The sequence below is a fragment of the Novosphingobium arvoryzae genome, from assembly GCF_014652615.1.
Classification (GTDB): Bacteria; Pseudomonadota; Alphaproteobacteria; order Sphingomonadales; family Sphingomonadaceae; genus Novosphingobium; species Novosphingobium arvoryzae.
The window spans coordinates 25,997-40,366 of record NZ_BMZD01000005.1 but is presented as its reverse complement, the minus strand read 5'-3'; the positions used below and the strand labels follow the sequence as shown (position 1 = coordinate 40,366).

Sequence of the window (14,370 nt, the reverse complement as noted above, 5' to 3'; positions counted from 1 at the left end):
CGCAGCCGGCGCCGGTCGCACCGGCTGCCACTTTCCGTGGCTGTGCCGTTCCAGCATCTCCCCGCAATGGCGGCAGGTGCTGAAATGGCCCCAGCCATCCCACTGCACCTGTTCGCGTTCCGGCGCGTGGCCATGAATAGCGCAGTTCGGCAACTTGCGGCGCATCCCCGTGTCCTTCTGCTGCAAACGGCCCGACGGACCGCTGCTTGCTGCTGCGCGTGCATCCTTACGCTGGCTGTGTGACGATTCGTCGGATGGACTGATCCAGTGCCATTCCCCGGCCCGGTGCCGTCCTTTGGGGCAGGTCCCTTGCGACAGCGGCCGCGCGCGGGCAAAGACGGTTCCATGACAACCGCACCCCAGGGCGCCGCGGCGGCGCATGACGTGATCATTGTCGGGTCCGGCGCGGCCGGGCTGACGGCAGCGCTGGCGCTGGCCGACCGGCTGCGGGTGCTGGTGCTGGCGAAGGGCGCCCTGACTGGCGGCTCCACGGCATGGGCGCAAGGCGGGATCGCCGCCGTGCTGGACGCGGGCGACACGTTCGAAAACCACATCCGCGACACGATGGTCGCGGGCGCAGGGCTGAACCGGCAGGAAACGGTGGAATTCGTGATCAGCCGCGCACCCCACGCGATCGACCGGCTGGTCCAGCTGGGCGTGCCGTTCAACATGGAGGGCGAATCCCTGCATCTCACGCGGGAGGGCGGGCATTCCCATCGGCGCATCGTCCACGTCAACGACGCAACCGGCTGGGCCGTGCAATCCGCGCTGGTCAAGGCGGCGGAAGATCATCCCAACATCACCCTGCTGCCGGGCCGCGCCTGTATCGACCTGATTACCGGGCGGCACGAGGAGCGCTATTCCGGATCGGGCCGGGTCTGGGGCGTCTATGCCCTGGACGAGGCAACCGGCCGGGTCGAGGCGCACACCGCCCGCGCCACCATCCTGGCTACCGGCGGCGCGGGCCGCGTCTATCAGTTCAGCACCGCCCCGCGCGGCGCGACCGGGGATGGCATCGCGATGGCCTGGCGCGCGGGCGCGCGGGTCGGCAACATGGAAATGATGCAGTTCCACCCGACCTGCCTCTACAACCTCGATGTCAAGAACTTCCTGATTACCGAGGCGGTGCGCGGCGAAGGCGGACGGCTGCTCAACCCGCGCACCGGCCACCGCTACATGCCCGATTACGACGATCGCGCCGAACTCGCCCCGCGTGACATCGTGGCGCGCGCCAACGATGCGGAAATCAAGCGCGACGGGCTGGATTTCGTCCACCTCGATATCAGCCACATGCCGCCCGAATTCGTGCGCGAGCATTTCCCGACGATCCACGAAAAGCTGCTGGGGCTGGGCATCGACATGACCCGCCAGCCGATCCCCGTGGTCCCCGCCCAGCACTATACCTGTGGCGGGATCGTGATCGACCTCAACGGGCGGACCGATCTGCCCGGGCTCTATGCCGCGGGCGAATGCACCGAAAGCGGACTGCACGGAGCCAACCGCCTGGCCTCCAACTCGCTGCTGGAATGCTTCGTGTTCGGCGAGGCGGCCGCCGCCGACATCCTGAACCGCTGGGACAGCTTCGATGCGCCCCCGCCCGTGCGCGGCTGGGACGAAAGCCGGGTCACCGATTCGGATGAGGAAGTGATCATCAAGCAGAACTGGACCGAGATCCGCCGGTTCATGTGGAACTACGTCGGCATCGTGCGCACCACCAAGCGGCTGGAACGCGCGCAGCACCGGATCAAGCTGCTGATGGAGGAAGTGGACGATTATTATGGCCACTTCCGCGTCTCGACCGACCTGATCGAGCTGCGCAACCTGCTGCAATGCGCCGACCTGATCGTCCGCTCCGCCCTGTCGCGCAAGGAAAGCCGGGGGCTGCACTACACGCTCGACTATCCGGAACTGCTGGCTGAGCCGACGGATACCGTCCTCGTCCCGTAGCCTTGCGTTTCGCGCAACAGCTGGTGCCAGCTATCCGTTTGACCTGAAACACCGCCAGCAGGATGCTCTGTCCAGCGGTTCCTGAGTCGGGACCATCCGGTTTTCCGGGGGTTTGGCTAACCAAGCGGGAACCTTTGTCTGCGATGATGGCGCCTGAGCCGGACGATCCGGCCGGATGCGCCCTGACGGAGTTTCTGCATGACGAGCAAGTCCACGCCCCCCACCGCCCCTGCCGATCCGGTCGCCGCCGGGCTGGCCGGTGAGCGCGTCATCGCCGCGCAGGAGGCCGAAACCGCCGCGCTGGATGCCATCGTGGCGAGCGGCACGGATGACGGGGTGGATGCAATCATCGCCGGTGCCGCGCCCGACGATGCCGCGCGGATGCGGGCCCACCTGGGCCTGCCCAAGCCGCCCGGCACTCCGCGCAAGACCAGCGACGAACTGGCGGACGACTGGCGCCAGGGCGGCTATCCCTACAAGTACAAGATGCTGCGCAAGGATTACGAGCGCGAGAAGTTCATCCTCCAGACCGAGCTGCTGAAACTGCAGCAATGGGTGAAGGAATCGCAGCAACGCGTGGTGATCCTGTTCGAAGGGCGGGATGCCGCGGGCAAGGGCGGCACGATCAAGCGCTTCATGGAGCATCTGAACCCGCGCGGCGCGCGCGTGGTCGCGCTGGAAAAGCCCAGCGATGTCGAACGCGGCCAGTGGTACTTCCAGCGCTATGTCGAACACCTGCCGACGCGCGGCGAAATCGTGATGTTCGACCGCAGCTGGTACAATCGCGCCGGGGTGGAACGCGTGATGGGGTTCTGCACGGATGACGAATACCGCGAATTCCTGCGCCAGGCGCCGGAGTTCGAACGCAACCTGGTGCGCAGCGGCATTCACCTGATCAAGTTCTGGTTCTCGGTCAGCCGCGAGGAGCAGCGCCGCCGCTTCAAGGAACGCAAGGTCCACCCGCTCAAGCAGTGGAAGCTGTCGCCGATCGACATGGCCAGCCTCGACAAGTGGGATGACTATACCCGCGCCAAGGAAGCGATGTTCTTCGCCACCGACACCGCCGACAGCCCGTGGACCGTGATCAAGAGCGACGACAAGAAGCGCGCCCGGCTCAACGCGATGCGCTATGTCCTCCATTCGCTGCCCTACAAGGACAAGGACGTGAGCCGGATCGGGATGGTCGACGATCTGGTGGTGGGCCGCGCCAACATCATCCACGAACGCGGCGAATACGGCCGGGGCCGGATGGACGATTAGGCACCTTAGGCTTGGTTGCGCTGGCCCGCCAGCGCGCTAACCTGCCCTGAAACAGACCGTCAGGGAGCCACCATGCCACACGCCATCGCCAACGGAATCCGGATCGAATACGAAACGCACGGCGATCCGGCCAATCCGCCGCTGTTGCTGATCATGGGGCTGGGCGCGCAGTTGACGCTGTGGCCGATCGAGCTGGTCGAGGCGCTGGTGGCGCGCGGCTATTACGTGATCCGGCATGACAACCGCGATATCGGCCTGTCGGAAAAGTTCGGCCATGCCGGCGTCCCCAATTTCCGCCGGGTCGCGCTGATGCGGCTGTTCGGGCTGCGGGCAAAGTTGCCCTACCGGCTGACCGACATGGCCGACGATGCTGCCGGGCTGCTCGACGCACTGGGGATCGACAGCGCGCATATCGTCGGCGGATCGATGGGCGGGATGATCGCGCAGCTGCTGGCGATCGATCATGCGCCGCGGGTGCGCACGTTGACCTCGATCTTTTCAACCACCGGCAACCCGCGCCTGCCGCGCCCCCGGCCAGAGGCGATGAACGCCTTGCTGGACCGCGCGCCGGCCAATGCCACGCTGGATCAGGTAATCCCGATCGGTATCCGCGTGGCCCGCGCGATCGGCAGCCCGGCCTATCCCGCCCCGGAAGAGTATCTGCGCGAACGAATCGCGCGCGATTATGCCCGCAGCTTCTATCCCGAAGGCCCGGCGCGCCAGATCGCCGCGATCATGGATGATGGCGACCGCCGCAAGCGCCTGCGGCGCGTCACCGCGCCAACGCTGGTGATCCACGGCACCGACGATCCGCTGGTCCCGGTCGAGGGCGGGCGCGACACCGCCAGGGCCATTCCCGGCGCCAGGCTGCACGAAATTCCCGGCATGGGCCACGACCTGCCGCTGGAACTGGTGGACGAGATCGCCGACGCCATTGCCGCGCACGCGCGCTAGGGTCTGTTCCACTTGGGTGGCAGCGGTATCGGCGCTCTCCCCCGCCGCCGTAGGTGACGGGGGAGTGGGCGGGTACCGCACCTGTTTCAGTGTAACTGAAACAGACTCTAGAAATGCCAGCCGAGCGTTCGACCGATGAAGATCAGCACGATCGCCCCGACGATTGAGGCCAGGCAGCCCGCCCGGTTGAACCCGTCGCTGCCGCGCGTGGTGGCAAAGCCCGCCAGCAGGGATCCGCCGATGCCCAGCAGCATGGTCATTCCCCAGCCCATCTCGACCGCGCCGGGATAGAAGAATCGCGCCAGCGCGCCGATGATCAGGCCGCTGAACAACGCGCCGATTAGATTGAACATGGCAGCCACCTCCGGTTGTCAGGCGCTCCAGTGTGGGGGCGATCCGCGCCGCAGGCAAGTGGGCCGCCGGTTGCGCGATCCACCCCGCTTTGCGCAACAAGATTGCCCGGTCCGATTCCATCGTTGTCAACGCCCCGGAGCGACTGTCCCCGACCAAAAATTTTTTCACAGATTCACTTTGACTCTTGCGCGCCGCGCGAAGGCCGGAAACTCCGCGCGTCGCGGCGCCGCACAAGCCGAGCGCCGCTCATCCCGCCCGCCCAAACGTGGTTATCCGGACATTTACCCACTTGCGCGCGACTCCGGTTCGGGCACTATGGATAGTGGTCCGGCACACGGGGGGACCTCTAGACCTAGATTCAACGCAATCCGCGCCAGACGCGCGGCGAAGCGCGATTCCGGGTCGTGGCAACCCCTGGTCGGGGTCGGGTTGGGGATGGAATGGGGATAAGTTTCCCTCGTTCCCGTCTTGCCGTCTGGTAGGATGCATCCTCGCCCGCCGATTCGAACGTATGCGGAACATCGGGTCCGCAGGAAGCATGGAAGAAAACGGGGGCGCCAGGTGGATTTCAGGAACGGAGCAGAGCCGACGATGGCCGAAGTCGAAGCAGCAATGGCGGATACGACGACGGACGACGCGGCGACCGGCGGGGCAGCCCCCGCACAGATGAAGGAGGCGGGCGCTGGCCCGGCGGTAGGCATGACTGACAAGACCGACGCGGGTTCGGCCGATCTGGTGGAAAAGATGGGCGCCGACGCGCTCGCCGGGGCGATGAGCGCGGTGGCCAAGGCCGCCGCCCGCCCCAAGGAAGATTCCAAGGCGATCAACGCCCGCCGCTTCACCATCGTGACCGATCCGGCGCGCGACGCGCTGCTGACCGATTTCGGCAAGGAAACGCTGGACGACCGCTATCTGCTGCCCGGCGAGAAGTACCAGGATCTGTTCGCGCGCGTGGCCGATGCCTATGCCGACGATCAGGACCACGCCCAGCGGATCTACGATTACATCTCGAAGCTGTGGTTCATGCCGGCCACCCCGGTGCTGTCGAACGGCGGCACGGGCCGCGGGCTGCCGATCAGCTGCTACCTCAACTCGGTCGATGACAGCCTGGAAGGCATCGTTGCCACCTGGAACGAGAACGTGTGGCTGGCCAGCCGCGGCGGCGGCATCGGCACCTACTGGGGCAACGTGCGCGGGATCGGCGAGCCGGTCGGCCTGAACGGCAAGACCAGCGGCATCATCCCGTTCGTGCGCGTGATGGACAGCCTGACGCTGGCGATTTCGCAAGGCTCGCTGCGACGCGGTTCGGCGGCGTGCTATCTGGACGTCAGCCACCCGGAGATCGAGGAGTTCCTGGAAATCCGCAAGCCGTCGGGCGACTTCAACCGCAAGGCGCTGAACCTGCACCACGGCGTGCTGCTGACCGACGAATTCATGGAAGCCGTGCGCGACGGGCGCGAGTTCCACTTGCGCAGCCCCAAGGACGGCAGCGTGCGCGGCACGGTGGACGCCCGCGCGCTGTTCCAGAAGCTGGTCGAAAACCGCCTCGCCACGGGTGAGCCCTATATCGTGTTCTCCGACACGGTGAACCGCATGATGCCCAAGCATCACCGCGATCTGGGCCTGAAGGTGTCGACCTCGAACCTCTGCTCGGAAATCACCCTGCCGACGGGCCGCGACCACCTGGGCAACGACCGCACGGCGGTGTGCTGCCTGTCCTCGCTCAACCTGGAAACCTGGGACGAGTGGAACGGCGACAAGCGCTTCATCGAAGACGTGCTGCGCTTCCTCGACAACGTCCTGCAAGACTATATCGACCGCGCGCCGGACGAGATGGCCCGCGCCAAGTATTCCGCCGCGCGCGAACGCAGCGTCGGCATGGGCGTGATGGGCTTCCACTCGTTCCTGCAGTCCAAGGGCATCGGGTTCGAAACCGCGATGGCCAAGGCGCTGAACCTGAAGATGTTCAAGCACATCGCCGCCCGCGCCGACGAGGCATCGATGCTGCTGGCCGAAGAACGCGGCGCCTGCCCGGACGCGGCCGACATGGGCGTGATGCAGCGCTTTTCCTGCAAGATGGCGATCGCGCCGACCGCGTCGATTTCGATCATCTGCGGCGGCACCAGCGCCTGCATCGAGCCGATCCCGGCCAACATCTATACCCACAAGACCCTGTCGGGCAGCTTCGTGGTCAAGAACCCCTACCTGGAAAAGCTGCTCCAGAAGAAGAGCAAGGATTCGACCAACGTCTGGAACTCGATTCTGGAACGCGGCGGTTCGGTCCAGCACCTCGACTTCCTCAGCCCGGAAGAAAAGGCGGTGTTCAAGACCAGCTTCGAAATCGACCAGCGCTGGCTGCTCGAATTCGCGGCGGACCGCACGCCCTATATCGACCAGGCCCAGTCGCTGAACCTCTACATCCCGGCCGACGTGGACAAGTGGGACCTGATGATGCTGCACTTCCAGGCCTGGGAAAAGGGCATCAAGAGCCTCTATTACCTGCGCTCGAAGTCGGTCCAGCGCGCCGGGTTCGCCGGCGGGGTCGAAGCGGACAACACCGCCAATGCCCCGGTCATGGAACTGGCCGCCCAGCAGACCGATTACGAGGAATGCCTGGCCTGCCAGTAAAGGCGGGCGGGCCGGAGCGTCCGCAATGTTTGTAATGCGCGTTACAATTGGCGACCAAATGGAGCTTGCGCCAGCACGTCCATCCTGCTTGTTGCGAATCAATCGCAACAATCGAGGAGTTCAAAGTAATGCGTAAATGGCACCGCTGGCTGTCCGTGGCGTTTGGCGTGGTCCTGCTCTGGATCGCGATCACCGGCGCGCTCAGCCAGGTCGTTCCGATGTACCTGGACGCCACCCTGCCCAAGGCCGCCCCTGCCGCGCAGGCGGATGGCAAGCCGGCCTTCGTCTGCCCGCCGGACTATATGTGCCGGCCCAAGCCCAAGGAAGGCGATCCGCGCGCATGGATCGGCACGCTGCATCACCTCCATTCGGGGGAAAGTTTCGGCCCGGTGGGCGTGGTGATCGCCACGCTGGCGGGCTTTTCGATGATCTTCTTCAGCTTTTCCGGGCTGTGGCTCTACATTTCGATGTGGCGCAACCGCAAGGAACGCAACCTTAAGCCCGGGTGGTTCTGGCGGTGAGTTTCGCTAGCCCGTCCATCCGGTTCAACCCCAACCGCCTGCCGGCCCCGCGCGCGTTGCGCGCGGGCGCCGCGCAGCGCTGAACAGTTCGCCGCAGGAGCCAAGCGCATGTCCCTTCTCGAAGCCCGCAAGACCTACAAGCCCTTCGAATATCCGTGGGCCTATGACTTCTGGAAGCGCCAGCAGCAGGTCCACTGGATGCCGGAAGAAGTGCCGCTGGGCGAGGACTGCCGCGACTGGGCGCAGAAGATTTCGGAGCATGAGCGCAACCTGCTCACCCAGATCTTCCGCTTCTTCACGCAGGCCGACGTGGAAGTGCAGGATTGCTACCACGAAAAGTACGGCCGCGTGTTCAAGCCGACCGAAGTGAAGATGATGCTGGCCGCGTTCTCCAACATGGAAACGATCCACATCGCGGCTTACAGCCACCTGCTTGACACCATCGGCATGCCCGAAACCGAATACGGGATGTTCCTCGAATACGAGGAAATGAAGGCCAAGCACGATTACCTGCAGCAGTTCGGCGTCGACAATGACGAGGATATCGCCCGCACGCTGGCGATGTTCGGCGGCTTCACCGAAGGGCTGCAGCTGTTCGCCAGCTTTGCCATGCTGATGAACTTCCCGCGCTTCAACAAGATGAAGGGCATGGGCCAGATCGTCACCTGGTCGGTCCGCGATGAATCGCTGCACTGCGAAGGCATCACCAAGCTGTTCCACACGTTCGTGGCCGAGCGTGACTGCCTGACCAAGGCGGTCAAGGAAGACATCATCGACTGCTGCCAGAAGACGGTCCGCCTGGAAGACGCCTTTATCGACCTGGCGTTCGAACAGGGCCCGGTGCCGGGGATGAGCGCCAAGGAAATCAAGCGCTATATCCGCTACATCGCCGACTGGCGCCTGAGCCAGCTGGGCCTGCCCGCGATCTACATGATCGAGGACCACCCGCTGCCCTGGCTGGCCCCGCTGCTCAACGGCGTTGAACACGCCAACTTCTTCGAAACCCGCGCGACCGAATATTCCAAGGGCGCGACCAAGGGCAACTGGCAGGACGTCTGGGCCAACTTCGACCAGCGCCGCAAGGCCCGCACCAGCGAACCCGCCAACGAAGCGGGCGACGAAGCCAGCGAACCGGACATGTTCGGCGCGGCCGGGGTTGCGGCGGAGTAACCGGAAAGGCGTCCGCGCAGCTTGGTGCGCGGACGCCTTTCCGGCTTTGAATTTTCCCATTTTACAGCAGCACCGGCTTACGGTTTGGCAACCGGCCGCCTGCCAGTTTGCGGCCCATGATGCTTCCCATCGCCGTTACGCCCGCGGATCTGGCCGCTGCGTTGGCCGCCATGAATTTCGCCGCCTTTGCCGCCTTCGGGATCGACAAGGCGCGCGCGCAATCCGGCACGTGGCGGATCAGGGAATCAACCTTGCTGTGGCTGGCGTTTCTGGGCGGCACCCCTGGCGCATATGCCGGCCGCGCGCTGTTCCGGCACAAGACACGCAAGCAGCCGTTTTCCGACAATCTGTTTCATGTCGTGATGTTTCAGCTGGCTGGGGCCGGAGCGCTGGCCGGGTGGCATTTCGCTGGTTAGCCCCGCCCCAACTTCCCCTTGCCCTCGCCCCATCCTCCGCGCCATGTTGGGCCTGAAACCAACAACCGAGAGGAAATCCCGCATGGCCGCCTACATCGTCTTTACCAAGGAACGCGAGCACGACGCCGATGCGATGGCGGAATATGCCGGCAAGGCGCGGGCGGCCGGGGCCGGGCATCCGATCAAGCCGCTGGCATTCTATGGCGCGATCGAGACGCTGGAAGGACCGGAAGCGGCCGGCGCGGTGATCGTGGAGTTTCCGACCATGGAAGACGCCCGCGCGTGGTATAACTCCCCCGCCTATCAGGAAGCGCGCGCGCACCGTTTCCAGGGCGCCGACTACCGCGTGTTCCTGACCCAGGGCGTGTAAGCATCGCCGGGCGCCGCCGGGTCAGCCCAAGCGATCCGGCGTCCCGTGGCGCCAGGCCCAGCCGGGCAGCAACGCCCAGAGCAGCTGCCCGGCCAGCCCCAGCAATCCGGCCGGCAGCAGCAGGTCGGCAGCCCATTGATCCGGCAATCGGCCAAACAGCACGGCAGCCAGCACGCATTCGCTTGTCAGCAGCAGGATGAAAGCCCCGGCCCCGACCAGCCAGGCGCCGCGCGCGTCCACCACGGCGGCCCGGCCCAGCACGACCCGCGCCCAGCCCCAGCCCGCCGCCAGCATCACCGGCAGTTCGGCCGCAACCGCCCCGAACTCGCCAAGGCGGGGGGCCACCCACAGCACCCGCACCGGTCCCAGCAGGAAGCCCAGCGCCAGCCCGCCGGCCCAGTAGGCCAGTGCCGCCACGGCAATCCGCTTCACGCCGATGCGCGCACCCCCAGCAGGACCCGCCGCATGTCACCCTGTTCGCGGTGGAGCAGGACCAGCAGGTACACCATCAGGAACGCGGCTCCGCCGAAGAACGCCACGATGGCCAGCAGGCTGCCCGAAACGCTCCAGCCGTTGCGCCAGCCGGTCCACAGCGCGGACAGCATCAGCATCAGCATGAAATCGAGGTTGAACTGGCCCTGCCAGCTGCCCGACGCCATGGCGCCGAAGAACGCGGGGAACAGGTTGATCCCCTCTTTCCCCACCGTGAACGACGTATAGGCCAGCAACACGGTCCAGCCGATGATCAGGAACAGACGCAGAGCCAGCATCACACTCAGATCCTTTCCGCCAACAGGAATTCGGGCGCGTCGGCAAAGCCCATGAACTGACCCATGATCGACTGGACCACCTCGCCCGCCATGTCCTGCCCGGTGAACCCGGCAATATCGTCGATCTCGAACACTTCCACGTATTCGACCGATGGCGCGCCCTCGCCCATCAGCAGTCCGGTGACGCGATAGGTGTTGAACGCCTGCACCCGCGCCAGGCCCCGCATCGCGGGCTGGTCCACGGTGCGGACCCATTGTTCGAAGTCCGCCTGGGTAACGCCGGGCTTCAGGCGGTATTTGAGGATGATCGCTCCCATCAAGGCATTCCTGTTCACGAAGGCCGCGCGCCCGCAATCGAATGTGCCGGGGAAGCGCGGCGCTGGCAATCGCTTTGTAAGGCCCCAATGTTCATGTTATGTTTCAAAGCGAATCGAGAGCGGGAGGATGGTCATGACACGATCCGGCGGATGCCAGTGCGGCGCGGTGCGGTATGAGGCCGTGGGTGAACCGCAGCACCACGCGGTATGCCATTGCGCGGATTGCCGCGCGTCAGCCGGGGCGCCGCTGGTGGCGTGGATGGCCATTGCCGAAGACCAGGTCCGCGTGACCAGGGGCCAGACCACGACCTATGTCGGCAAGACCGGGGCGCGGCGGCAGTTCTGCCCCGGGTGCGGCACCGGGCTGTTCTATACCAACGCCGAAATGCTGCCCGGAATCATCGATATCCAGTCCGCCACGCTCGACACGGCGGCGGACGAAGTCCCCGGCGCGCAAATTCAGGTGGCGGAGCGGCTGCCGTGGATCGACGACCTGACCGCGCTCCACCGGTTTGAGCGCTATCCCGGCCAATAGGCGTCAGTCGTGCCCCACGGCGCGGGCGGGGCGGGAATCGGCCGGGTGAGGTCGAATTCCACCCGGAAATTGCGCGCATTGGGCAGCTGGCGCAGCAGCTGATAGGCAAAGCGGGGCTGCGCCGAACCGGCGGGGGTCACTTCCACCCGCCAGACGTTGGTGACCGACACCGTGCGGCCCTGCGCGCGGAACAGCGCCACGCTTTCGGCATCGACCGGGAATTCCTGCACGCTGGCGGTGCCCGGCACGGCGGTATCCCCGCCATAGAGCGTCAGCGCATCGCTCGTGCCGTCTTCATGGCGGTGATCGTGTTTCAGGCGCAGGCCGCGCCCCGGATTGTCGAGCGTGCCGACGCGCGTGATCAGCCAGGTCCGGCTGCGATCCCAGCTGCCATCGGGGCGCTGGACGTGAAACGGCACCGCGATGCGGGCGGCAGAGCATTCGCGCACGTGCATCACCATCGCCGCCCCGCGCATCTCTGCGTCAGGGGCCTCGTCGCTCACCATCCGTCCCGCGAAGGCCTTGCCGCAATGGCTGGACAGCGCCTGCCAGAACGCGTCATGCGGCGCGGCTGGCGGCGTGGTGGCGCAGGCCGCAAGCGCGGCGGTGGAACACAGGGCGGCGAGCAGGCGGGCGGACGTCATGGCCGAACCATGACAGCCCCCCGCGCCGCCGACAATGCCCCCTGTCAGCCGACCAGCTTGAGCGGCTCCGCACTGACCTCTGCACTGGCGCGCGGCTGGTCCAGCCAGATACCGCGCGTGTCATAGACCAGCTTGTGCGCGCGTTCGGCCAGCGGAACGGCCTTGAACGCGTCATGATCCACAAGCACGATCAGGATGTCCGACGTTTCCAGCGCGGTGTCGATATCGATCAGGCTGGCGGCGGTGCCGTCAAACTCTTTGGGCAGTTCGGCAGCATAAGGTTCGACCACGGCGATCCGGTCCCCGAACTTGCGCGCCAGCGTGACCGCGACCAGCCGCGCCGGGCTTTCGCGGAAATCGTCGATATTGGCCTTGAACGCCAGCCCCAGGCAGGCGACGCGGGCTTGCGGATGGGCCGCGATCAGGGCTTCGGCCTGCGCGATCACGTGGTGGATCTTGCCATCGTTAACGCCGCGCGCGGTGCGGATCAGCGGGGTTTGCTCCGGCGCGCCGTGGACGATGAACCACGGGTCTACCGCGATGCAGTGCCCGCCCACGCCCGGCCCCGGCGTCAAGATGTTGACGCGCGGATGGCGGTTGGCCAGCCGGATCACTTCCCACACGTCCAGCCCCATCGTGTCCGCCACCATCGACAGCTCGTTGGCAAAGGCAATGTTGACGTCGCGATAGGCGTTTTCGACCAGCTTGGTCATTTCCGCGCTGCGGGCATCGGTGGTGACGCAGGTGCCGCGCACGAAGCGCTTGTAGAACGCCAGCGCCTTGCGCGCGCAGCGCGGCGTGATCCCGCCGATCGAGCGATCGTTGTTGGTCAGCTCTTCCAGGATCTTCCCCGGCAGCACGCGCTCCGGGCAATAGGCAATCGAGACATCGGGCGTTTCCGCCGTCAGACCGGGGCATTTCAGGTCCGGGCGGCGGGCGGCGATCAGGTCGCGCAGCTGTTCGGTCGTGCCGACCGGCGACGTCGATTCAAGGATCACCGTATCCCCGGCCTTCAGCACACTGGCGACGGCCTCACCCGCGGCGAGGACATAGGAAATGTCGGGCGCATGGTTGGCGTCGAACGGGGTCGGCACGGCGATGATGAACACATCGGCGGGCGCGATCTCGGTCGAGGCGGAGAGCAGCCCGCGCGCGACCACACCCTGCACCAGCCCGTCGAGGTCGACTTCCTCGATATGGATCTCGCCCCGGTTGATCGTGTCGACGACGTGCCGCGACACGTCGATCCCGCGCACCTTGCACCCGGCGCGGGCGACAATGGCGGCGGTGGGCAGGCCGATATAGCCCAGGCCTACAACACAGACGTCAGGCTTCAGATCCGATTTCATGCGCGAGCAGCTCCACGATACGGCGCGCGGAATGCCCATCCCCGAACGGGTTATGGGCCTGCGCCATGGCTTCGTAGGCGGCCTTATCATCCAGCAAGGTGAAAATTTCGGTAACGATACGAGCGGTTTCGGTTCCGACCAGTTTGGCGGTCCCGGCCTCCACCCCTTCGGGGCGCTCGGTCGTCTCGCGCATCACCAGCACCGGCTTGCCCAGCGCGGGGGCTTCTTCCTGCACGCCGCCGCTATCGGTCAGCATGATGTCGCAGATCGCCAGCAGGCGCGAAAAGTGCGGGTAGTCCAGCGGCTCGATCAGCGCGACGTTGTCGAGCCCGGCCAGCGCCTTGTTCATGACCTTGCGCACGTTGGGGTTGGGGTGGACGGGAAAGATCACAGCCACATCCTCACGCGCGGCGATCTGGCGCACGGCCTCGGCAATGTGTTCCAGGCCGTCGCCGAAATTCTCGCGGCGGTGGGATGTGACCCCGATGATCCGCTTGTTGGCAAAGCGTGCTTCCAGGTCGGCCAGGCCGCTGACCAGCGCGGGATTCTCCGCGATGCGCGCGGTGACCCAGTGCAGCGCGTCGATCACCGTGTTGCCGGTGACGTGAACGCGGCCCGGATCGACATTCTCGCGCATCAGCGCTTCGGCCGCGGTCTGGGTCGGGGCGAAATGCAGGCTGGCCATGGCGCCGATGATCTTGCGATTCACCTCCTCCGGCCAGGGCTGATAGATATCGCCAGAGCGAAGCCCGGCCTCCACATGGTCGACCGGGATCTTGCGATAATAGGCCGCCAGCGCCCCCACCATCGCGGTGGCGGTATCGCCCTGCACCATCACCCGGTCGGGGTGCTCGGTGTCCATCACCCGGCCCACCTCGTTCAGCAACGCCGAGGTCAGTCCGTCGAGCGTCTGATCGGGCTTCATCAGGTCCAGATCGTAATCGGGCACGATCCCCGCAATTTCCAGCACCTGATCCAGCATCCCGCGGTGCTGCGCCGAAACGCAGACCACCGGGTGAAAGCGTGGGTCGGCCCGCAACGCGGCGATCACCGGAAACAGCTTGATGGCTTCCGGCCGGGTCCCGAATACGACAAGGATCTTGTGCTGTCTGGTCATGTAATCCGATCTAGGCCG

16 protein-coding genes are annotated in these 14,370 nt (G+C 65.8%); 9 read left to right on the top strand and 7 right to left on the bottom strand.

Features of this window, described 5'->3' with window-relative positions; translation table 11 throughout:
* Positions 1 to 345: 345 nt before the first annotated feature.
* The 3 genes from nadB to IE113_RS11135 all read left to right on the top strand — a co-directional run bounded on the left by nadB (position 346) and on the right by IE113_RS11135 (position 4,161).
* Complete coding sequence (gene nadB / locus IE113_RS11145; RefSeq protein WP_189541484.1) at positions 346 to 1,947, top strand: L-aspartate oxidase; 1,602 nt, start codon at positions 346 to 348, stop codon at positions 1,945 to 1,947.
* 198 nt (positions 1,948 to 2,145) lie between these two features.
* The gene (gene ppk2 / locus IE113_RS11140) at positions 2,146 to 3,207 is read left to right on the top strand and encodes a polyphosphate kinase 2 (RefSeq protein WP_189541481.1); all 1,062 of its coding nucleotides are present in this window, start codon (positions 2,146 to 2,148) and stop codon (positions 3,205 to 3,207) included.
* Between the two features lie 72 nt (positions 3,208 to 3,279).
* A complete protein-coding gene (locus tag IE113_RS11135; RefSeq protein ID WP_189541479.1) occupies positions 3,280 to 4,161 on the top strand; it encodes an alpha/beta fold hydrolase in 882 nt (293 codons plus the stop codon).
* A 107-nt stretch (positions 4,162 to 4,268) separates the two neighbouring features.
* Here IE113_RS11135 and IE113_RS11130 read toward each other — a convergent pair whose 3' ends face one another.
* Positions 4,269 to 4,514, bottom strand: a complete 246-nt coding sequence (locus tag IE113_RS11130; protein WP_189541478.1) for a GlsB/YeaQ/YmgE family stress response membrane protein — start codon at positions 4,512 to 4,514, stop codon at positions 4,269 to 4,271.
* 592 nt (positions 4,515 to 5,106) lie between these two features.
* Between IE113_RS11130 and IE113_RS11125 the strand changes: the two genes are divergently transcribed.
* The 5 genes from IE113_RS11125 to IE113_RS11105 all read left to right on the top strand — a co-directional run bounded on the left by IE113_RS11125 (position 5,107) and on the right by IE113_RS11105 (position 9,620).
* Positions 5,107 to 7,143 (top strand): ribonucleoside-diphosphate reductase subunit alpha, encoded by a 2,037-nt coding sequence (locus tag IE113_RS11125; protein WP_373297863.1) that lies wholly within the window; start codon positions 5,107 to 5,109, stop codon positions 7,141 to 7,143.
* A 128-nt stretch (positions 7,144 to 7,271) separates the two neighbouring features.
* A complete protein-coding gene (locus IE113_RS11120; protein WP_189541474.1) occupies positions 7,272 to 7,664 on the top strand; it encodes a PepSY-associated transmembrane domain-containing protein in 393 nt (130 codons plus the stop codon).
* Between the two features lie 108 nt (positions 7,665 to 7,772).
* Entirely contained in the window at positions 7,773 to 8,834 is a 1,062-nt protein-coding gene (locus IE113_RS11115) for a ribonucleotide-diphosphate reductase subunit beta (RefSeq protein WP_189541472.1), read from the top strand.
* Between the two features lie 116 nt (positions 8,835 to 8,950).
* Positions 8,951 to 9,250 carry a DUF1294 domain-containing protein gene (locus IE113_RS11110; RefSeq protein WP_189541470.1) on the top strand — a complete coding sequence of 100 codons (300 nt, stop codon included), beginning with the start codon at positions 8,951 to 8,953 and terminating at the stop codon, positions 9,248 to 9,250.
* Positions 9,251 to 9,332: 82 nt separating this feature from the next.
* Positions 9,333 to 9,620, top strand: coding sequence for a DUF1330 domain-containing protein (locus tag IE113_RS11105; protein ID WP_189541468.1), 288 nt, complete (start codon positions 9,333 to 9,335; stop codon positions 9,618 to 9,620).
* Positions 9,621 to 9,641: 21 nt separating this feature from the next.
* Here the strand turns inward: IE113_RS11105 and IE113_RS11100 are convergent, their stop codons facing one another.
* From IE113_RS11100 to IE113_RS11090, 3 genes are read right to left on the bottom strand one after another with little or no spacing between them, the layout of a single operon-like run.
* Positions 9,642 to 10,052: a hypothetical protein gene (locus IE113_RS11100; RefSeq protein ID WP_189541465.1), complete on the bottom strand. Its 411-nt coding sequence runs from the start codon at positions 10,050 to 10,052 to the stop codon at positions 9,642 to 9,644.
* Positions 10,049 to 10,390 carry a hypothetical protein gene (locus IE113_RS11095; protein WP_189541463.1) on the bottom strand — a complete coding sequence of 114 codons (342 nt, stop codon included), beginning with the start codon at positions 10,388 to 10,390 and terminating at the stop codon, positions 10,049 to 10,051. Before IE113_RS11095 ends, IE113_RS11100 begins: the two co-directional genes overlap by 4 nt.
* A 5-nt stretch (positions 10,391 to 10,395) precedes the next feature.
* Complete coding sequence (locus IE113_RS11090; RefSeq protein WP_189541461.1) at positions 10,396 to 10,707, bottom strand: RedY/HapK family protein; 312 nt, start codon at positions 10,705 to 10,707, stop codon at positions 10,396 to 10,398.
* 133 nt (positions 10,708 to 10,840) lie between these two features.
* Between IE113_RS11090 and IE113_RS11085 the strand changes: the two genes are divergently transcribed.
* Positions 10,841 to 11,242: a GFA family protein gene (locus IE113_RS11085; RefSeq protein ID WP_189541459.1), complete on the top strand. Its 402-nt coding sequence runs from the start codon at positions 10,841 to 10,843 to the stop codon at positions 11,240 to 11,242.
* Here IE113_RS11085 and IE113_RS11080 read toward each other — a convergent pair.
* From IE113_RS11080 to wecB, 3 genes are read right to left on the bottom strand one after another with little or no spacing between them, the layout of a single operon-like run.
* The gene (locus IE113_RS11080; protein WP_189541457.1) at positions 11,227 to 11,886 is read right to left on the bottom strand and encodes a hypothetical protein; all 660 of its coding nucleotides are present in this window, start codon (positions 11,884 to 11,886) and stop codon (positions 11,227 to 11,229) included. The two genes, IE113_RS11085 and IE113_RS11080, sit on opposite strands and share 16 nt — an antisense overlap.
* Before the next feature lie 44 nt (positions 11,887 to 11,930).
* A complete protein-coding gene (gene wecC / locus IE113_RS11075; RefSeq protein WP_189541455.1) occupies positions 11,931 to 13,235 on the bottom strand; it encodes a UDP-N-acetyl-D-mannosamine dehydrogenase in 1,305 nt (434 codons plus the stop codon).
* Positions 13,213 to 14,352 carry a non-hydrolyzing UDP-N-acetylglucosamine 2-epimerase gene (gene wecB / locus IE113_RS11070; RefSeq protein WP_189541454.1) on the bottom strand — a complete coding sequence of 380 codons (1,140 nt, stop codon included), beginning with the start codon at positions 14,350 to 14,352 and terminating at the stop codon, positions 13,213 to 13,215. The genes wecC and wecB overlap by 23 nt, the downstream gene beginning before the upstream one ends.
* Positions 14,353 to 14,370 lie beyond the last annotated feature (18 nt).